At 69.2% G+C, this 18,968-nt stretch carries 15 protein-coding genes and 2 tRNA genes; 13 read left to right on the top strand and 4 right to left on the bottom strand.

The annotated features are described in order from the left end of the window. Window positions 1-120: 120 nt before the first annotated feature. Both ACIBEI_RS31005 and ACIBEI_RS31000 read left to right on the top strand, forming a co-directional pair. The gene (locus ACIBEI_RS31005) at window positions 121-606 is read left to right on the top strand and encodes a ribose-5-phosphate isomerase (RefSeq protein WP_398893512.1); all 486 of its coding nucleotides are present in this window, start codon (window positions 121-123) and stop codon (window positions 604-606) included. 252 nt (window positions 607-858) lie between these two features. Then, a complete protein-coding gene (locus ACIBEI_RS31000) occupies window positions 859-1,668 on the top strand; it encodes an Fpg/Nei family DNA glycosylase (RefSeq protein WP_398893511.1) in 810 nt (269 codons plus the stop codon). A gap of 54 nt (window positions 1,669-1,722) precedes the next feature. Here the strand turns inward: ACIBEI_RS31000 and ACIBEI_RS30995 are convergent, their stop codons facing one another. After that, window positions 1,723-2,958 (bottom strand): GNAT family N-acetyltransferase, encoded by a 1,236-nt coding sequence (locus ACIBEI_RS30995; protein WP_398893510.1) that lies wholly within the window; start codon window positions 2,956-2,958, stop codon window positions 1,723-1,725. A gap of 186 nt (window positions 2,959-3,144) precedes the next feature. On the opposite strand from ACIBEI_RS30995, the gene ACIBEI_RS30990 reads away from it, so the two are divergent. Beyond that, a complete protein-coding gene (locus tag ACIBEI_RS30990) occupies window positions 3,145-4,326 on the top strand; it encodes a PP2C family protein-serine/threonine phosphatase (RefSeq protein ID WP_398893509.1) in 1,182 nt (393 codons plus the stop codon). Window positions 4,327-5,017: 691 nt separating this feature from the next. Here the strand turns inward: ACIBEI_RS30990 and ACIBEI_RS30985 are convergent. After that, window positions 5,018-6,193 carry a cation:proton antiporter gene (locus tag ACIBEI_RS30985; protein ID WP_398893508.1) on the bottom strand — a complete coding sequence of 392 codons (1,176 nt, stop codon included), beginning with the start codon at window positions 6,191-6,193 and terminating at the stop codon, window positions 5,018-5,020. A gap of 330 nt (window positions 6,194-6,523) precedes the next feature. Between ACIBEI_RS30985 and ACIBEI_RS30980 the strand changes: the two genes are divergently transcribed. The 3 genes from ACIBEI_RS30980 to ACIBEI_RS30970 are packed head-to-tail and all read left to right on the top strand — an operon-like array spanning window position 6,524 to window position 10,304. Beyond that, a complete protein-coding gene (locus ACIBEI_RS30980) occupies window positions 6,524-7,372 on the top strand; it encodes an ABC transporter ATP-binding protein (RefSeq protein ID WP_398893507.1) in 849 nt (282 codons plus the stop codon). Beyond that, entirely contained in the window at window positions 7,372-9,825 is a 2,454-nt protein-coding gene (locus ACIBEI_RS30975) for an ABC transporter permease (protein ID WP_398893506.1), read from the top strand. The genes ACIBEI_RS30980 and ACIBEI_RS30975 overlap by 1 nt, the downstream gene beginning before the upstream one ends. Then, window positions 9,822-10,304 carry an HD domain-containing protein gene (locus tag ACIBEI_RS30970; protein WP_398893505.1) on the top strand — a complete coding sequence of 161 codons (483 nt, stop codon included), beginning with the start codon at window positions 9,822-9,824 and terminating at the stop codon, window positions 10,302-10,304. The genes ACIBEI_RS30975 and ACIBEI_RS30970 overlap by 4 nt, the downstream gene beginning before the upstream one ends. Window positions 10,305-10,402: 98 nt before the next feature. Here ACIBEI_RS30970 and ACIBEI_RS30965 read toward each other — a convergent pair whose 3' ends face one another. Continuing rightward, on the bottom strand, window positions 10,403-11,590 hold the full coding sequence (locus tag ACIBEI_RS30965) for an acyltransferase family protein (protein WP_398893504.1): 1,188 nt from the start codon (window positions 11,588-11,590) through the stop codon (window positions 10,403-10,405). Between the two features lie 579 nt (window positions 11,591-12,169). Between ACIBEI_RS30965 and ACIBEI_RS30960 the strand changes: the two genes are divergently transcribed. Next, window positions 12,170-12,364, top strand: a complete 195-nt coding sequence (locus ACIBEI_RS30960) for a hypothetical protein (protein ID WP_055611884.1) — start codon at window positions 12,170-12,172, stop codon at window positions 12,362-12,364. Between the two features lie 260 nt (window positions 12,365-12,624). Continuing rightward, window positions 12,625-13,464, top strand: coding sequence for an alpha/beta fold hydrolase (locus ACIBEI_RS30955; RefSeq protein ID WP_398893503.1), 840 nt, complete (start codon window positions 12,625-12,627; stop codon window positions 13,462-13,464). A gap of 116 nt (window positions 13,465-13,580) precedes the next feature. Here the strand turns inward: ACIBEI_RS30955 and ACIBEI_RS30950 are convergent. Beyond that, window positions 13,581-13,651, bottom strand: a tRNA-Gly gene (locus tag ACIBEI_RS30950). Between the two features lie 153 nt (window positions 13,652-13,804). Between ACIBEI_RS30950 and ACIBEI_RS30945 the strand changes: the two genes are divergently transcribed. From ACIBEI_RS30945 to clpX, 5 genes are all read left to right on the top strand, one after another. Continuing rightward, a tRNA-Pro gene (locus ACIBEI_RS30945) sits at window positions 13,805-13,881 on the top strand. A 198-nt stretch (window positions 13,882-14,079) separates the two neighbouring features. Beyond that, on the top strand, window positions 14,080-15,486 hold the full coding sequence (gene tig / locus ACIBEI_RS30940) for a trigger factor (protein WP_398893502.1): 1,407 nt from the start codon (window positions 14,080-14,082) through the stop codon (window positions 15,484-15,486). A gap of 481 nt (window positions 15,487-15,967) precedes the next feature. Beyond that, complete coding sequence (locus ACIBEI_RS30935) at window positions 15,968-16,573, top strand: ATP-dependent Clp protease proteolytic subunit (RefSeq protein WP_189838477.1); 606 nt, start codon at window positions 15,968-15,970, stop codon at window positions 16,571-16,573. 102 nt (window positions 16,574-16,675) lie between these two features. Beyond that, on the top strand, window positions 16,676-17,356 hold the full coding sequence (locus ACIBEI_RS30930) for an ATP-dependent Clp protease proteolytic subunit (RefSeq protein ID WP_398893501.1): 681 nt from the start codon (window positions 16,676-16,678) through the stop codon (window positions 17,354-17,356). A 160-nt stretch (window positions 17,357-17,516) separates the two neighbouring features. Then, complete coding sequence (clpX, locus tag ACIBEI_RS30925) at window positions 17,517-18,803, top strand: ATP-dependent Clp protease ATP-binding subunit ClpX (protein ID WP_398893500.1); 1,287 nt, start codon at window positions 17,517-17,519, stop codon at window positions 18,801-18,803. Window positions 18,804-18,968 lie beyond the last annotated feature (165 nt).

The raw sequence follows: 18,968 nt of genomic DNA, 5'->3' as shown, positions 1-18,968 counted from the left end.
TACTTGAGGTTTCCTTGAGGTTCTGTAGTGTTGCTCACGCTTTTCCGTCATGCGACTCAGCGCATTTCGTGCGCCTGCCCCGACGGGGCCGATCGGAAACAGGCGTGTCACACTCGGACCATGCGCGTGTATCTCGGCTCCGACCATGCCGGTTTCGAACTCAAGAACCACCTCGTCGAGTGGCTCAGGGCGGCCGGGCACGAGCCCGTCGACTGCGGGCCCCTCATCTATGACGCCCAGGACGACTACCCGCCGTTCTGCCTACGCGCCGCGGAGCGCACGGCGGCCGACCCGGGCTCGCTGGGCATCGTGATCGGCGGCTCGGGGAACGGGGAGCAGATCGCGGCGAACAAGGTCGAGGGTGTGCGGGCCGCGCTCGCGTGGAGCGAGCAGACCGCGGCGCTCGGGCGGGAGCACAACGACGCCAACGTGGTGGCTGTCGGTGCGCGGATGCACACCGAGGAGGAGGCGACCAAGTTCGTCGAGATCTTCCTCGGCACCCCGTTCTCCGGCGACGAGCGCCACATCCGCCGCATCGACATGCTGTCGACGTACGAGACGACGGGCGCCCTTCCGTCGATCCCGGCCCACCACCCGCAGGGCTAGGGTTTTTTCGCCCCCGCCGCCCCTACCCATTCCCGTCACTACTCAGGGGCTCCGCCCCCGAACCCCCGTAAAAGATTGCGCAGTTCCCCGCGCCCCTTAGGTCTTTAGGGGCGCGGGGAACTGCGCGATCAGCCACATCCCACCCGCACCCGACAACGCACCCCACGGGGTCTGGGGCGGAGCCCCAGTTTCGGGAAGGGGTGGGGCTGGGGAAGAGAAACCGCTCGTACCGCAACCCACCCAGGAGGCGCCGTGCCCGAAGGGCACACCATTCATCGGCTGGCCGAGGACTACCTCGCCGGCTTCCGTGGACGCGGGGCACGCGTCACCAGCCCCCAGGGCAAGTTCGCGGACGCCGCGGCGCTCCTGAACGGCATGGAGTTCACCACGGCGGAAGCCCACGGCAAACACCTCTTCCTCCGCTTCGAGTCCGAGGACTGGATCCACATCCACCTCGGCCTCTTCGGCAAGGTGAACTTCGGCACCACCCCCGCACCCCCACCCACGGACACGGTCCGCCTGAGACTCGCGAACGACACCACGTACGTGGACCTCCGCGGCCCGACCACCTGCACGCTGATCACGGACACGGAGAAGCAGGCGATACACGCCCGCCTGGGCCCGGACCCGCTGCGCGAGGACGCGGAACCGGCGCGCGCGTACACCCGCGTCTCCCGCAGCCGTACGACGATCGCCGCACTCCTCATGGACCAGAAGATCATCGCGGGCGTGGGCAACGTCTACCGCGCCGAGGTCCTCTTCCGGCACGGCATCGACCCGTACAGGGCGGGCAAGGACGTCACTCCGGCCGAGTGGGACGCGATCTGGGCGGACCTGGTCGCGCTCATGCGCGAGGGCGTCCGCAACAACCGCATCGACACCGTCCGCCCGGAGCACGAACCCGAGGCGATGGGCCGCCCGCCGCGCAAGGACGACCACGGCGGCGAGGTCTACGTGTACCGCAGGGCCAACCTGCCCTGTCACATCTGTGGCGGCGAGATCCGCACCGCCGATCTCGCCGCCCGCAACCTCTTCTGGTGCCCGACCTGTCAGAAGACCTGAAGGTCATCGGTCCCGACGGCGGACGGTCCCGACGGCGGACGGGCCCGGCACGGCTCAGAAGCCGTGCGGCAGCCAGGGCGCCACGACGGAGGAGAAGCCGAGCGAGGCCTCCGCGAGGGCGCCCTGGCGCTGCTCCCGCACCCGCCCCGCCGCGGCGAGCGAGGCGAGGGACACGCCACCGAGATAGACGGACCCCAACTCCCGTACGGACAGGGTGAGATCGGCCGCGTCGGCCGTCCGCGTACAGGACGCTCCCTTCGCGTCACCCGTGAGCCGCCAACGCCCCTCGTTCCAGGGGCAGAAGGAGTCCTCGACCTCGAACACGACGTCCACGGGCGCCTGGTACGTCCGTGCCTCCAGCGCCGCACCGACGTCGACGAGTCGCACGTACAGCGAGTCCCGGGGCGACAGGGCGCACCGCCGGGGGTCGGAGACCAGGTGCTGCCAGGCGTCGTCGACGGGACGGCTGTGCGTCTTCACCGTCGACGTCAGGTCGATGCCGAAGAGGTGCTGCCACAGCGCGGCGTACGCGGCCGGGTCGAGCGCCTCCAGGTCGCGCAGCTCGACGGCGCCGCTGGGGCCGGCCGAGTCCCAGTCCGGCTTGATGAAGTACCGGGCGTAGCCGACCACTTCGCCGTCCCGCTCGGCGAGCACGCACTGCAGCGGCGAGGTGCCCTTGCGGTCGCTCTCCGGGTCGAGCAGCGGCAGCCGCTCCCAGCCGGGCCTGCGCTCCAGCATCCCGGGCCTGGCCGCCGCCTGACGCGCGTACACGGCCTCACAGGCGTCGCGTACGGCCGGCGCGTCCGGTACCACGAGCCGCAGCCGTACGTCGTCCGTGCCCTCCGGCACCGACAGCCGCACCCGGGACGTGTCGATCTCGGCGCGCAGTTGGTGTGTCGCCGCGCCGTAGCCGAACCGGCCGTAGATGACCGGCTCGGACGCTGTGAGCACCGCGAGAGACTCGCCCCAGGACCGTACGTCGTCCAGCTGGCGCCGCATCATCGACCGCAGCACACCGCGCCTGCGGTGCGTCGAGGAGACGCTCACCATCGTGACGCCGGCCGCCTGCACGGCGGCGCCGCCCGGGACGGTGACCCGGAACGTGAACGCACCGGTCGTGCCCACACAGTCGTCGCCGTCCCAGGCGCCGATGAACCGGTCGTGCTCCGTGAGGTCGCTCCACAGCGACCTCTCCTCGGGGGATTCCGCGACCCCGCCGAACGCGAGCTCCAGATTCCCGTACCACTTGTCCCAGTCGTCCGGGCGCAGCACGCGCAGTTCTGTCGTCATGTCCTCATGCCTACCAGGGCAATCCGGGATGAGCGACTGTATTTCTCCCCGCCCGGGGATGTCGGGTCCGTATCCGGCCGTACGCTCTGCGAGGGTCGGAATTCCCTGTGACTTCCGTCCCCGGACGGGGGACAAGTGGGACCTCCCGTGCCAAGCACCTGGTCCGATGGATAGGGTCCCGAACTAATGGCAGCAGGACGAGAGCGGCGCGCTGAAGCCGATACGTTCACGGCCCGGTTGAAGAAGCAGGTTCACCGGGTCCGCACCGGCCTGCGCAGATCCGCTGTCGACTACTTCCGCGGCGACGGTTCCGACTGGGTCGCGCTCGCCGGTCTGCTGCTGACCATTCCCGTGATCGCCTGCCTCACACTCATGAACTCGGTCTGGTGCTCGCCGGCGCTGCTGGTCCTGCCGATCGTCGCCGGCGGGCTGCTGCTGCGGCCGTCGAGCCTGCTCGGGCTGTACGCCGCGGCCGCCACCGCGCTGATCGTGGAGTCCGTGAAACTCGGGCCCTACACGGAGGGACCTTCGCGGGTGACGCCCGGAATCGTGCTGGTCGTGGCGGCGTGCGGGTTCTTCGGACTCCTCATCGCCCAGTTTCGCAGCCGGGTGGGTGTGCCGTGGCGGCGGGGCGGGACCATGCTGTTCGACCTCCGCGAGCGGATCCGGGTGCAGAGCAAGCTGCCGAAGCTGCCGATGGGTTGGCATCGGGAGATGGCCCTGCGGCCGGCCGGCGGGCAGTCGTTCTCCGGCGACTTCGTCGTCGCTGCCCGTACGAACGGGGGCCGCACGCTCGAGGTTGTCCTGACGGACGTCTCCGGCAAGGGGATGGACGCGGGGTCGCGTGCGCTGCTTCTGTCCGGGGCGTTCGGGGGCTTGCTGGGCTCGCTTCCCCCGCACGCCTTCCTGCCCGCGGCGAACGGGTATCTGCTCCGGCAGGACTGGGACGAGGGGTTCGCCACGTCGATCCATCTGGTCCTGGACCTGGACTCGGGCGACTACGAACTGTTCTCGGCCGGGCATCCGCCGGGGCTTCAGCTCAGCGCGGGGAATGGGCGCTGGGAGGAGAAGGCCGCGGAGGGGCCGTTGCTGGGGGTGTACGACGGGGCCCAGTTCGACCCGGTGAAGGGTTCGTTGCGGCCTGGAGATGTCCTGATGCTTTTCACGGACGGACTGGTGGAGACATCCGACCGGGACATCGTCGAGGGCATCGACCGCCTCACCGGCGAGGCCGACCGGTATGTGGCCGGGGGCTTCCATGGCGCCGCCTGGCACCTCATCGAGGCCGTCGCCAAGGATGTGAACGATGACCGGGCGTTGCTGCTGATCTGTCGCGAGGGCGCGACGATGGGGCCGGCGACGGTCTGAGTTGTCGGGGTTCGTGTTCGTCTGCGGGTTCGTTGTGGCTGGTCGCGCAGTTCCCCGCGCCCCTGGGGTGGTTGGGGGTTTCGGCTCGTAGTTCGGGTGCGGGGCCGCGTCGGAATGTCCGCCCGCAGCGGAGGCCGCAACCCCCACTTCCAAGCCGACCGCCTCCCCATGTCGCCGTAAGCTGCGGCCACACATCCCGCCACGTCCCCTCCGGCCGGTGCCCCTTCAGGGGCGCGGGGAACGGCGCGAGCAAGCCAGGTCGGCCCGCACGTGGTGAACCGGCCTGGCCACCGGTGTCTTCAGGGGCGCGAGGAACTGCGCGAGCAACGAGGACGGACCGTCACGTGCCGGACGGGCCTGGGCACGGGTGCTTTTAGGGGCGCGGGGAACTGCGCGAGCAACGAGGACGGACCGTCACGTGCCGGACGGGCCTGGGCACGGGTGCTTTTAGGGGCGCGGGGAACGGCGCGAGCAACCACGATGGACCCGCACACGGCGAACCGGCCCAGGCACCGGTGCCTTCAGGGGCGCGGGGAACTGCGCGACAAGCCACAGTGGGCCCGCACTCGCCGATCCGCCCCAACCCCCACCCACCCCCGGGGCGGAGCCCCAGTTTCGGGAAGGGGTGGGGTTGGGGAAGAGAAAGGCCGTTCACAGCAACCCACACCACACAGGACGAACGCGGTCGGCCTCAGCCGACTCGTGCCACGTCCCGTTCGACCTCCACGTCCCGCCCCCCGGGCAACACCCGAGCCAGCCACCCCGCCCGCCCCGCAGCAAGCGGCCCAAGGACGGCCAAGAGCAACACATACCCCGCGATGAACGGCGACAGCCGATCATCGAGCCCCGCCACCGCAGCCATCGTCGCAAGGATGAGCGCGAACTCCCCCCGAGCCAGAAGAGTCGTGGAGATATTGGCCGCGGGCCCGGCCCCGAACCCGTACACCCGAGCCGCCCCAAGCCCCGCAAGCACGTTCATGACGAGCGTCAGCGCCACCGCGGCCAGCACCGGCCAGAGCACGGTGGGCAGATCACCGGGATCGATGGACAGCCCGAACGCGAAGAAGAACATCGCGCCGAAGGCGTCCCGCAACGGATGCACCAGCTTCCGTATCCGCTCCCCGGAGGACGTACTGCCGAGCATCAGCCCGACCATGAACGCCCCGATCGCGTCCGCCACCCCGAACCACTCCGAGACCCCCGCCATGAACACGGCCGCCCCGAGGAAGGAGATGACCAGCAGCTCGTCGTCCTTGGTGTCGAAGAGCCGCCCCACCACCCGCGTACCGAACCGCGCCGCGAGGGCGAGCAGCAGCAGGAAGGCGAAGGCCTTGCCGCCGTCGAGGACGGCTGCGCCGAGGGAGTTCGCGCCGGACAGGATCGGCTGGAGGGCCGCGAGGTAGAGGGCGAGGAAGATGTCCTCGACGACGATGATGCCGAGGATCGGCTTGGTCTCGGGGTTACCGAGCCGCCCCGTGTCCACGAGCACCTTCGTCACGATCGCGGACGACGAGATGCCCAGCACCCCGGCGAGGACCAGCGCCTCGGAGGTGCCCCAGCCGAGGGCGAATCCGAAACCCAGGCCCGCGCCGACGTTCAGCGCCAGATACGTACCCCCGGCGAGAGCCATCCGGCGCCCGCCCGCCTTGAGGTCGTCCATGTGGAACTCGAGGCCGAGGTAGAAGAGCAGCAGGACCAGGCCGAGTGCGGAGAGCATCTCCATGTCGTGCGGGTCCGAGACGAGCACGATGCCGGGCGTGTGGGGGCCGAGCAGGATGCCGGCCAGGATGAAGAGGGGAATCGTGGGGAGCCCGATACGGGCACCCGCGCGGGCGAGAACGGCGGCGGCCAGAAAGGCGCCGCCCATGGCGATCAGAAGCTCTGCGTGTCCGATGGGCCCGTTCCTCCTTGGTCGAGAGAGTGGGCAGGGGGTTCGGTCAGGGGGTGTTCGGTGAGGGTGTTCCGTGAGGGGGTTCGGTCAGAAATTGGTCAAAGAAGCGTCAAGGAATCGTCAGTAATTAGTTTACCAAACGACCTGGGTGGTCGGTCGGGCCGTGCCGAGTGGTGGGGTTTACCCCAGCTGGACTCGGCGGTCGCCCTCATGGTCCCGAGCGGTCCCGAATCCGTAGTTTCGAGACATCGGCAGCGAGCGCGCTGCGACGAGCGGGGCTACGAGTGAGGGAAGGCGGACCCGGCCATGGGGCTGCGCAGGAAGCGGTACGAGGACGGGGACGCCGTACGGACACGGAGCACGAGCGGGCCGGCGGTCGTCGCACAGGGCGAGAGCGGCCCGGCGGGGGACTGGGCCGTCGAACTGCGGGGCGTGCGGAGGCAGTACGGGCGCGGCGCCTCCGCCGTGCACGCCCTGCGCGGTATCGACCTCGCGCTCCCGCGCGGCAGCTTCACCGCCGTGATGGGGCCGTCCGGCTCGGGCAAGTCCACGTTCCTGCAGTGCGCGGCCGGCCTCGACCGGCCGAGCGGCGGCACGGTCCGGCTCGGCGGCACGGACATCACGGGCATGAGCGAGAACAAGCTGACGGCGCTGAGGCGTTCGCGCCTCGGGTTCGTCTTCCAGGCGTTCAACCTGCTGCCGTCCCTGACGGTCGAGCAGAACGTGGTGCTGCCGATGCGCCTGGCGGGTCACCGGCCCGACCGGCGCCGGGCCGCAGCCGTCCTCGGTCAGGTCGGCCTCGACGGCCTGGCGCGCCGACGCCCCGGCCAGCTCTCCGGCGGGCAGCAGCAGCGCGTCGCCATCGCCCGCGCCCTAGTTACTCGCCCCGATGTCGTCTTCGCCGACGAGCCAACGGGAGCGCTGGACACCACCACCGCGGCCGAGGTCCTCGGTCTGCTGAGGCAGGCGGTGGACGGGCTCGGTGCCACCGTCGTCATGGTCACCCACGATCCGGCGGCCGCCGCCTGGGCCGACCGGGTCCTGTTCCTCGCCGACGGCTCGATCGTCGACCACCTGGAGCGTGCCCCGGCCGACCGGATCGCCGCCCGTATGGCCTCGCTGGCCGCGCCCTCCTTCTCGGGAGCGGCAGCCTGATGTTCGTACCCAACGGCCTCGCCCGCGCCACCGTCCGCTTCAAGCCCGCCGCCTTCGTGGGCACGTTCGTCGCGCTCGCCATGGCCGCGTTCATCGTCTCGGCGTGCGGCATCCTCCTGGAGACCGGCCTGCGGGCCTCGGTTCCGCCCGTCCGGTACGCCGACGTCCCCGTGGTCGCCGCCGCCGACCAGCGGGCCCACCTCGTCACCGGCCACGGCGAGGACCGCGAGGACGACGCCGTACCGGTCCCGGACAGGGCCTGGCTGGACAACTCCCTGGTGGCGAAGGCCGGTTCGGTGCCCGGGGCGCGGGCGGCCGTGCCGGATGTGACCTTCCCCGTCCAGACGCGGGCCGGTGGGCAGGTCACCGCCCACGGCTGGGGTTCCACCGCCTTCACCGGCGAGCGACTGACGTCCGGGAAGGCTCCCGGGGCGGGCGAAGTCGCCCTCACGCGGGGTGTCCTCGCGAACGGCACGGTGGGCGACCGCGTCAGCCTCACCACGGCCGACGGCCCCCGCACCTTCCGCGTATCCGGGCTCACCAAGGCCGGGGCGCCCACCGTCTGGTTCACCGACACCGAAGCCGTACGCGTCTCCGGGCACCCCGGCCGCGTCGACGCCATCGCCGTCCTTCCGAAGGAAGGTGTGTCGGCCGGGGACCTCAAGTCCCAGGTGGAGCACGCCCTCGGCAACCGCGCCGAGGTGTACGCCGGGGGTGACCGAGGGACCGTCGAGGACTCCTCCCTCGCCGAGGCAAAGGAGTTGCTCATCGCGCTCGGCGGCTCCTTCGGCGGTATCGCCGCGACGGTCGCCGTCTTCACGGCGATGGGCACCGTGGCGCTGTCCGTCGCCCAACGCGCCCGAGAGTTCGCCCTGTTGAGGGCCATCGGCACGACCCCGCGTCAGATCCGCCGCTCCATCGCCACCGAGACCCTGCTCGTCGCGCCCCTCGCCGGACTGGCCGGCCTGGTGCCCGGGATCGCGCTGGCAGGCTGGTGGTTCGGGCAGCTCAAGGAGAAGGGCGCGATCCCGGAGGCCGTCGACCTGTCCGTCTCGTACATCCCGCTGGTCTCGGCCGTCGGCGCGGTGCTCGTCGCCGCCCTGCTCGCCGGGTACGCGGCCGCCCGTCGCCCGGCACGGATCAAGCCGGGCCAGGCCCTCACCGAGGCATCCGTGGAGCGGCTGCGCCCGGGCTGGATCCGTACCCCTCTGGGGATCGCGGCGGCCGCCGGAGGCTGCGTCTGCGCGGGGCTCGCCGCGTCGCTGACCGGCGAGGACGCGGCCAACGCCGCACTGGGCATCGTCATGCTGTTCATGCTGGCCGTGGCGCTTCTCGGACCGCTGGTCGCCCGCGCCTGCGCCGCGCTGTTCGGGCTCCCGCTGCGTGGCGCGGGAGCGTCCGCATCGCTCGCCGCCGCCAACTCGCGTACGAACGCCCGTCGGCTGGCCTCCGCGATCACCCCGATCGTCCTCGCGATGGCCTTCTCGTCCGTCCTCGTCTTCATGCACACCAGCGAGGAGCGGGTCACCGAGGAGCAGCAGCGGGACGGCATCGTGGCCGACTACATCGTGACGTCGGACGGGGGACTGGCTCCGGACGCCGTGCGCGAGGCCGGCCGCACACCCGAAGTCACCGCCGCCGTCGGCCTGTTGAAGACCGAGGTGCTCGTGCGGGCGAACGGGTACCTGGACTCGGCCTCCACCCAGGGCGTCACGGGCTCGGCACGCGACCTGGCCCGGGTGCAGGACCTGAACGTCGACAAGGGCGCCCTGTCCCTGAAGCGGGGCGAGATCGCGGTCGACGCCTCACTGGCCGAGAACGCCGGCGTCGGTGTCGGCGACCGGATGGAACTGCGCCTGCCCGACGGCACGAAGACGTCCCCGCGCGTCGTGGCGACGTACGAACGGGGCATGGGCCTGTCTCAAGTCACCATGGGTCAGGCTGATTTGGCGGGTCACGTCAGCTCCGCCTTCCTCACGGAGGTCTGGACGAAGGGCGGGAGCGCCGGCGGTCTGGCGAAGGTGGGCACTGTCCTGGACCGCGCGGACTACACGACCGCCCAGTCCCTCGACCGTGAACTCAACGCCTGGGCGAACACCGTCATGGCGGCCGTCCTCGGCGGATTCGCGGCCGTCGCCGCCGCCAACACGCTCGTGATGACGGTCCTCGACCGCCGGCGCGAGCTGGGCACGCTGCGGCTCATCGGTTCCACCCGCCGCCAGGTGATGCGCATGATCCGCTGGGAGGCCCTGCTCGTCGCACTCGCCGGCATCGCCCTCGGCACGGCCATCGCGCTCGCCACGCTCGTCCCGATGATGAAGGGCCTGACGGGCCAGGCACCGTACATACCCCCGCTGGTGTACGGCTCGTTCGCGGCGGCCATTGTGATCCTCGGCCTGACGGCGGCGACCGTACCGGCACGGGCCGCGATACGGGGCACACTCGACCCATGAACGAGAACGAGCGCCGAGTGACCGAGAGACCCCTGCTGACCCTCACCGAGGTCGAGGCCGTGGCCCGGAACGCCCACGCCGCACAGACGGACAAGGCGGGCCGCCCGTACACCGAACACCTGCTGGCCGTGGCCGACGGGGTGCGGGCCCGCGGCGGCGACGAGGAACAGATCGCCGCCGCCTGGCTGCACGACTCCGTCGAGGACGACGCGCTCTCCGAGGACTGGCTCCGCGAGGCCGCCCTGTCCCGGCGCACGAAGGACATCGTCCTGGCCCTCACCAAGCGGAAGGACGAGCCCCCGGAGGCCTACGCCGACCGCATCCTGGCCACCCCGGGAGCCCTCCTGGTGAAGGAGTCGGACCTGGCCCACAACGCGAACCCGGCCCGCCTGGCGGCCCTCGACGAGTTCACCCGGGCCCGCCTGACCCAGAAGTACACAAGAATGCGCAAACTCCTGGGCCTGGCCAAGGCCCCGTAAGGGGCGCGGGGAACTGCACGACCAGCCACGGCCGGACCCGCAGGTTCATACGACATGTTCCCCGCGGAGCGCTCCGCGGGGGCGCGAGGGGGCGCGCCCTACGACTTCTTGGCCCGCTCCCGGGCCAACTCCGTGGCGTCCCTCTTGAACGCCCACTCCATCTTCGGCTCCATCGCGAACCGGAACGCCCGCTGCACAGGCGGCGTACACAGCACCGTGATGACCGCGGCGGCGACAACCGTGAGGAAGATCTCGCCGAGCGGCTGGTTCAGCCACGCGTAGTCGTCGTACCAGCCCCAGAAGCGGGAGCCCTTGGCGAGGAAGCCGTGCAGCAGATAGCCGTACAGCGTGCCCGCGCCGAGCACCGTGAACCACATTTTGCGGCGCGGCACCCAGGCGAAGAAGCACGATGTGAGCACGAGCGAGCAGCCGAACATGGCGAGCGTCATCACGACACCGGCCCACCAGGGGCCACCCAACTCCTGGGCGCTGTCGCGGTGGTAGAACCACGCCGAGCTCATGCGCGGCCCCGCCCAGTAGGCGAAGGCGAGCGCGCCCAGGAGGACCGGAACCGACAGGATCCGCACCTCGCGGCGCCGAATGAGCTGGAAGTGCTCGGGCTTCATGAACAGGCCCACGACGAAGAACGGCAGGAACTGCAGGACCCGCTGGAGGTCGAGGTCGTCGCCGATGTCGGGCGAGACGGAGGCGAGGATCGCGATGGCGAGCGCGAGCGGCACGGGCCAGCGCACGACCTTCCACAGCGGGACCGTCATCCGCCACACGAACAGCGCGACCAGGAACCACGTGAGGTACCAGGGGTCGAGCAGGCTGATCGGATGGCTCGGGTCGTCGTCCGCCCACTTCTTGAAGAGGGAGTACGCGACCTCGAAGAGGATGTACGGCACGGCGATGCCCGTGACCAGCCGCTGGAGCCGGTCGGCGCGCATGTCGAAACTGCGGGAGAAGTAGCCGGAGATGAGGATGAAGGCCGGCATGTGGAAGGTGTAGACGACCATGTAGAGCGCCTCGGCGGCGCGGCTGTGGTCGGTCAGCGGTTCCCAGGCGTGACCCATCGCGACGAACACGATCGCCAGATACTTGGCGTTGTCGAAGAACGCGTCGCGCTGCTTGGCGGGCTTGGTGCCCGGCCCGGTGGCGGTGTTACCCGGTTGCGGGGATCCCGGGTTCCGTGGTGGTCGCGGGCTCGGCACACCCGGTGCCGGTGTCTGGGCCGACGGGAGCGGAGCCCTCTGATGGCCGTACGGACGGAGCGAGTTCGTCACAGACCCTCCCACCAGGAGCTGGGGGAGACGATCCTGGACCTCGCTGCGCGTGCGGGGGACGTGGCAGCGTAGAACATCTGAGGCACCCTAGCGTTGTCTGTGTGATTTCGTAAAACCTCTGAGGCGAATCCTGCTTATCGCTGTACGGATACCCGGTATTTGGTGAAGTCGTCATGCGGATGCCTGTGTCGATCGTCATACCGCAAGCGGGTGTTACGTCCAGATTCGTCATGACTAAATGGTGCATAACGTCTGCGGGCGACTCTGGTGAAATGTCCGGTTGAGTCGTCTTTAGTGACCCGTCTTCAGCCTCGTTGCTGTGCCTGTGGCAACAATTCGAATTGGCTGCGAACAGGTTGTGTGGACGACTGTGTGGACATGGAAACGATCTTCCTGAATTTCCCGTGAGAGGGATCCGTCGAATTGCCGTGCGACGACCAGCTGTTCGCGTCTGTGACCGAAGGATGACTCACCAGCCGCATACGCCGGGCTCGTTGGTGGCACGATGGTTCTGGCGGGGGTGCGCGGGGTTGCACCTCCGGGCCGGGAGAGCGGACCGACCGTAGGGTGTGATCAGTTGTGGCCATTTCGCTGTCAGTGGTGCTTCTGTTGGGGATCGTCCTGGTGGTGTTGATACGAGGCGGATCGATCAAGGGCGGGCCGGCGGTGGTCGCCGTGCTCTTCGGTTTCTTCCTCGCCTCCACAGGCATGGCGGACGACATCCAACGGTTCCTCAACTCGGTAGCGGAGACCATCAACTCGATCCAGTTCTGAGCGACTCGGGGACTCCCGGCGGTCAAGGGCGCCCGGGAAGCGGACGGGAACGGGGCCGCACGCCGGCGCGGACTCCTGAGCGGCGGCGCCCGTATGTGCCGTGGCGACGCCCCGTGTGTGCCGTACGGAATCCATCAGGTCCCCGCGGTGGACGTCCGAGCCCTCCGGTCGACGTACGACTTCTCATCCATTCATCCGTCGTCCATCCGTCGACCTCTCAGCCACACTCTCGACCCTCTTGACCGAAGGAGCCCGAGGAAGTGAGCCCCGAGAACGCCTGGGAGTTGCGGGAGAGCTGGGAGAGTCCGATCGGAACCCTCCGGTGGGACCACCTCGGGCCGCAGGACGGTCCAGCCGTGGTGCTGCTGCACGGCACCCCGTTCTCGTCGTACGTGTGGCACGACATCGCCCCGGCGCTCGCCGCCGACGGCCACCGGGTCCACGTCTGGGACATGCCGGGCTACGGCAGCTCCCAGAAGAGCGACGGTCAGGACGTGTCCCTCAAGGCGCAGGGCGAGGCGTTCGCCGAGCTTCTGGGGGTCTGGGGGCTGTCGAACCCGTCGGTGATCGCGCACGACTTCGGCGGCTGCGTCGCACTGCGCGCGCATCTGCTGCACAAGGCCGAGTACCGGCGTCTCGCCCTGGTCGACCCCGTCGCACTCGCCCCCTGGGGCTCACCCTTCTTCCGCCTGGTCGCCGAGCACGCGGCGGTCTTCGGGCGACTGCCCGCCCCGCTGCACGAGGCCCTGGTCCGCGAGTACGTGGGCTCCGCGAGCCATCGGGGGCTGCTGCCCGAGGCCCTGGACGCCCTGGTCGCCCCCTGGACGGACACGGCGGGACAGGCGGCGTTCTACCGTCAGATCGCCCAGGCCGACCAGCGCTACACGGACGAGATCCAACCCCTCTATCCCACGCTGAATCTGCCGGTCACCGTCTGCTGGGCCGCCGAGGACACCTGGATCCCACCCGCCAAGGGCGAGGAACTAGCCTCCCTGATCCCGGGCGCCCGCCTCCGCCCGATCCCGGACGCGGGCCACCTGGTCCCCCTGGACGCCCCGGCCCGCCTCCTGGGCGAACTGATCGCCTTCCTCCGCAGCTGAACGCAGCTGAACGGGACAGACCGGTTCCGGATCCGCTTCCGGAATCGAACCCGCCCCGGAAACGCGTCAGGGCCAGGTCGGGGAGTGAATCTCCGACCTGGCCCTGAGCCGTACAGAGCGGGCGACGGGAATCGAACCCGCGTAGCTAGTTTGGAAGACTAGGGCTCTACCATTGAGCTACGCCCGCACAGGACGCGCCGCAGGTCAGTGACGCGCGGCACGGAAGCATCGTAGCGGGTCGCACCCCCTCGTCGCACACCCCGTTCCGGAGGGCCCGAGTGCCCCGTGAAATGCGGGAGCCGCGCCGCCTGCGGGCATGTACCCTACGTCTCGCACCAGACGGGGTGTGGCGCAGCTTGGTAGCGCGTCCGCTTTGGGAGCGGAAGGCCGTGGGTTCAAATCCCGCCACCCCGACCACCGTGCCGGACCACCGTGTCGGACATCGGCAAGATCACCTTTTGGGGCGTGTACCGCCTGCGGCTAGTATGCAAACTGCGCGCCCGTGTGTCTGCATTGTTACGTCCCTCAAGGGCCGCCAATCCGCTGAGGCTCCGCCGTATCCGGCAGAGAACGTCAGCAGAACCCAGAGAAGTCAGCCCCCAAGGAGACCGAACCGTGAAGAGCGCCGTGGAGACCCTGAACCCGACCCGGGTTCGGCTCAGCATCGAGGTGCCCTTCGAGGAGCTCAAGGACAGCCTCGACGCGGCGTACAAGAAGATCAACCAGCAGGTCACGGTGAAGGGGTTCCGGAAGGGCAAGATTCCGGCGCGCGTCATCGACCAGCGGTTCGGCCGCGGTGCGGTTCTTGAGGAAGCGGTCAACGACGCGCTTCCGAAGTTCTACACCGACGCGGTCAACGAGGCCGAGCTGAACGTCCTCGGCCAGCCCGAGGTCGACATCACGGAGCTGAAGGACGGCGAGACGCTGAACTTCACCGCCGAGGTCGACGTCCGCCCGGCCATCGAGATCCCGGACTACTCCGGCATCGAGGTCGAGGTCGACGCCGTCGAGGTCAGCGAAGAGGACGTCGACAAGGCCGTCGAGGAGCTGCGTGAGCGCTTCGCCTCGACCGCCCCGGTCGAGCGTGCCGCCGAGGACGGCGACGTCGTCACCCTCGACCTGGAGGCCAAGGTCGACGGCGAGGTCCTGGAGGACGGCGTCGCGAGCGGCGTCTCCTACACCATCGGTTCCGGTGAGCTGCTGGATGGCATCGACGACGCCGTGAAGGGCGTGGAGGCCGGTGGCGAGGCCACCTTCGCCTCCGAGCTCAAGGGCGGCTCGGCGGCCGGCAAGGAGGCCGAGGTCACCGTCAAGGTCACCCAGGTCGCCAAGCGCGAACTGCCCGAGCTGGACGACGACTTCGCGCAGCTCGCGTCCGAGTTCGACACCCTTGAAGAGCTGCGTGGCGACAGCCGCAAGCGCCTCGAGAACATGAAGCAGTACGACCAGGCCACGCAGGCCCAGGAGCGCGTCCTGGAGAAGCTGCTGGAGCTCGTCGAGGTGCCCGTCCCCGAGAAGCTGCTCGAGGACGAGATCAACACCCGCAAGCACAACCTGGAGCACCACCAGCTCGGCCAGATGGGCATCGACCTCGAGAAGTACCTCGAGATCCAGGGCAAGACGGCCGAGGAGTTCGACACCGAGACCAAGGAAGCCGCGGTCAAGGGCATCAAGACGCAGTTCGTCCTGGACGAGCTCGTCAACAAGGAGAAGCTGAACGTCAACCAGGAGGAGCTCACCGAGCACCTCATGCGGCGCGCTGCCTCCTCCGGCATGTCCCCCGACCAGTTCGCCCAGGCGGTCGTCGAGGGTGGTCAGGTCCCGATGCTCGTCGGCGAGGTCGCCCGCGGCAAGGCCCTGGCCGTCGTGGTCGAGGCCGCCACGGTGAAGGACACGAACGGCGAGCTCGTCGACCTGGACGACGAGGACGAGGACGAGGCCTCTGCCGAGGGCTCGACCGAGGAAGCCGCTGAGGAGACCCCGGCAGCCGCCGAGGCCTCCGAGGAGAAGACCGAGGCCTGATCGCCTCACCAGTACGTACTACGGGCCCCCGGGACATGTCCCGGGGGCCCGTAGGGCCTCCCAGGGGCGCGGGGAACTGCGCGAGCAACCGTCCACGACCCCGCACCCGCCGATGCGCCACCCGCGGCAGACGCGACTGCGGCCGGCCGCCACCTAGCCGCACCCGCCGTCGAACCTCCCGTGGCAGACGCGACCGCGGCCCGGCGGGGGCTGAGCGCGCAGTTCCCCGCGCCCCCAAGAGGCCGGGGCGGGGCCGGCCGTACCCCCTGCTCACCCAGCGGAGCGCATGCGCTCACAGCGAACAGTCACCTCTGCGGGATTCCCCGGAGGGACCCGCGCGTTAGGGTCCATGAGTACGAGGGCAGGGGAGTCCCCGGAGCCGTCCGACACGGCGCGCACACGGGGTCCCACGCCCCCAGCAGAAGACGTGAGACGGCCCGGCGCCGTCGTAAGACGAGCAGGTGGATACGTGACGAATCTGATGCCCACAGCCGCCGGCGACCCCATCGGTGGTGGCCTCGGCGACCAGGTCTACAACCGGCTGCTCGGCGAGCGGATCATCTTCCTCGGCCAGGCGGTCGACGATGACATCGCCAACAAGATCACGGCGCAGCTGCTGCTCCTTGCCTCCGACCCGGAGAAGGACATCTACCTCTACATCAACAGCCCCGGCGGCTCGATCACCGCCGGCATGGCGATCTACGACACCATGCAGTACATCAAGAACGACGTGGTGACGATCGCGATGGGCATGGCGGCCTCCATGGGCCAGTTCCTGCTGAGCGCGGGCACTCCGGGCAAGCGCTTCGCGCTGCCGAACGCGGAGATCCTGATCCACCAGCCCTCGGCCGGCCTCGCCGGTTCCGCGTCGGACATCAAGATCCACGCCGAGCGGCTGCTGCACACCAAGAAGCGGATGGCGGAACTGACCTCCTTCCACACCGGCCAGACCGTGGAGCAGATCACCCGCGACTCGGACCGGGACCGCTGGTTCGACCCGATCGAGGCCAAGGAGTACGGCCTCATCGACGACATCATGCCCACCGCTGCCGGAATGCCTGGCGGCGGCGGCACCGGAGCGGCCTAGGTCGGCACACAGCCGACCCGGGTGCCGGCGTAGACCGGCACCAAGCCCCTCCGAGCCCCCAGCCGACCGCCTCAGCCCTTATCAGGCTTTCCAGGAGACACAGTGAACGACTTCCCCGGCAGCGGCCTCTACGCCCGCACAGAGGCCGAGTACACCGGCCCTCGCGCGGAGTCCCGCTACGTCATCCCGCGCTTCGTCGAGCGCACCTCGCAGGGCGTCCGTGAGTACGACCCGTACGCGAAGCTCTTCGAGGAGCGCGTGATCTTCCTCGGCGTGCAGATCGACGACGCCTCCGCCAACGACGTCATGGCGCAGCTGCTGTGCCTGGAGTCGATGGACCCCGACCGGGACATCTCGGTCTACATCAACAGCCCCGGCGGTTCCTTCACGGCACTCACTGCGATTTACGACACGATGCAGTTCGTGAAGCCGGACATCCAGACGGTCTGCATGGGCCAGGCGGCCTCGGCCGCCGCGATCCTGCTCGCCGCTGGTACGCCGGGCAAGCGCATGGCACTTCCCAACGCCCGCGTGCTGATCCACCAGCCGTACAGCGAGACCGGCCGAGGTCAGGTCTCGGACCTCGAAATCGCGGCGAACGAGATCCTCCGCATGCGCGCCCAGCTGGAAGACATGCTGGCCAAGCACTCGACGACGCCGATCGACAAGATCCGCGAGGACATCGAGCGCGACAAGATCCTCACGGCCGAGGACGCGCTCGCGTACGGCCTGATCGACCAGATCATCTCGACCCGGAAGATGAACAACGCCGCGGTCGCGTGACGCGTCGCTGTATCGTCTGCCGCTCCTTGACGCGGTTCACGACAAAGTGAACCGCGCCAAGGGGGGCCCGAACGGGGGGCTCGGCAAGGTACCGTCGGACATAAGGCAGCACCAGGAGCCGCTGGACCTAGGCGTCTCCCAGGCGAAGGGGAAGCACACCGTGGCACGCATCGGTGACGGCGGCGATCTGCTCAAGTGCTCGTTCTGTGGCAAGAGCCAGAAGCAGGTCAAGAAGCTCATCGCAGGCCCTGGTGTGTACATCTGCGACGAGTGCATCGACCTCTGCAACGAGATCATCGAGGAGGAACTCGCGGAAACGAGCGAGGTCCGCTGGGAGGAACTCCCCAAACCTCGCGAGATCTACGAGTTCCTCGAGGGGTACGTCGTGGGCCAGGAGTCCGCCAAGAAGGCGCTCTCCGTCGCGGTCTACAACCACTACAAGCGGGTCCAGGCCGGTGAGAACAGCACGGGTCAGAACCGCGAGGACGCCATCGAGTTGGCGAAGTCCAACATCCTGCTCCTCGGCCCCACGGGCTCGGGCAAGACGCTCCTCGCCCAGACCCTGGCCCGCATGCTGAACGTCCCGTTCGCCATCGCCGACGCGACGGCGCTGACGGAGGCCGGCTATGTCGGCGAGGACGTCGAGAACATCCTGCTGAAGCTCATCCAGGCCGCCGACTACGACGTCAAGAAGGCCGAGACGGGCATCATCTACATCGACGAGATCGACAAGGTGGCTCGTAAGAGCGAAAACCCCTCGATCACTCGCGACGTGTCCGGCGAGGGCGTCCAGCAGGCCCTGTTGAAGATCCTCGAAGGCACGACGGCCTCGGTCCCGCCCCAGGGCGGACGCAAGCACCCGCACCAGGAATTCATCCAGATCGACACGACGAACGTCCTGTTCATCGTGGGCGGCGCCTTCGCGGGCCTGGAGAAGATCGTCGAGTCCCGCGCGGGTGCCAAGGGCATCGGCTTCGGCGCGACGATCCGCTCGAAGAAGGAGTTGGAGGCGAAGGACCGCTTCGAGGACGTCATGCCCGAGGACCTGGTGAAGTTCGGCATGATCCCGGAGTTCATCGGCCGCCTCCCGGTCATCACTTCGGTCCACAACCTCGACCGTGAGGCCCTCCTGCAGATCCTGGTGGAGCCGCGCAACGCGCTCGTGAAGCAGTACCAGCGCCTCTTCGAACTCGACGGCGTGGAGCTGGACTTCGAGCGCGAGGCCCTCGAAGCCATCGCCGACCAGGCCATCCTCCGCCAGACCGGCGCACGCGGCCTGCGCGCCATCATGGAAGAGGTCCTCCAGGCGGTGATGTACGAGGTCCCGTCCCGCAAGGATGTGGCCCGCGTCGTCATCACATCGGAGGTCGTCCGCTCGAACGTCAACCCGACCCTGATCCCGCGGGACGCGCGCGGGCGGGGGCCGGGCGAGCAGAAGACGGCGTAGGCGGCACGCACATACGAGGTACGTGATATGGCGAAGGGGCCCCGGTCAACCGACCGGGGCCCCTTCGCCGTGTGCGCCCAGCATGGGCGATTGCTTGGGGGTGAAAGTCCCCTGGGGGAAGAGGTGGTGCTAACCCCGAGCCGGAGGCAAGGGCGTCATTGTGAG

It is taken from the genome of Streptomyces sp. NPDC050988, assembly GCF_044456225.1.
In the GTDB taxonomy this organism is placed as follows: Bacteria; Actinomycetota; Actinomycetes; order Streptomycetales; family Streptomycetaceae; genus Streptomyces.
Note: the sequence above shows the minus strand (reverse complement) of the source record. Positions and strands in the feature narration are given on the sequence as shown.

Excerpts from the sequence above, each read along its gene's own strand:
- ACIBEI_RS31005 (WP_398893512.1), top strand. The coding sequence starts at position 121 with ATGCGCGTGTATCTCGGCTCCGACCATGCCGGTTTCGAACTCAAGAAC.
- ACIBEI_RS30995 (WP_398893510.1), bottom strand. The coding sequence starts at position 2,958 with ATGACGACAGAACTGCGCGTGCTGCGCCCGGACGACTGGGACAAGTGG.
- ACIBEI_RS30990 (WP_398893509.1), top strand. The coding sequence starts at position 3,145 with ATGGCAGCAGGACGAGAGCGGCGCGCTGAAGCCGATACGTTCACGGCC.
- ACIBEI_RS30985 (WP_398893508.1), bottom strand. The coding sequence starts at position 6,193 with ATGGGCGGCGCCTTTCTGGCCGCCGCCGTTCTCGCCCGCGCGGGTGCC.
- ACIBEI_RS30980 (WP_398893507.1), top strand. The coding sequence starts at position 6,524 with ATGGGGCTGCGCAGGAAGCGGTACGAGGACGGGGACGCCGTACGGACA.
- ACIBEI_RS30975 (WP_398893506.1), top strand. The coding sequence starts at position 7,372 with ATGTTCGTACCCAACGGCCTCGCCCGCGCCACCGTCCGCTTCAAGCCC.
- ACIBEI_RS30970 (WP_398893505.1), top strand. The coding sequence starts at position 9,822 with ATGAACGAGAACGAGCGCCGAGTGACCGAGAGACCCCTGCTGACCCTC.
- ACIBEI_RS30935 (WP_189838477.1), top strand. The coding sequence starts at position 15,968 with ATGCCCACAGCCGCCGGCGACCCCATCGGTGGTGGCCTCGGCGACCAG.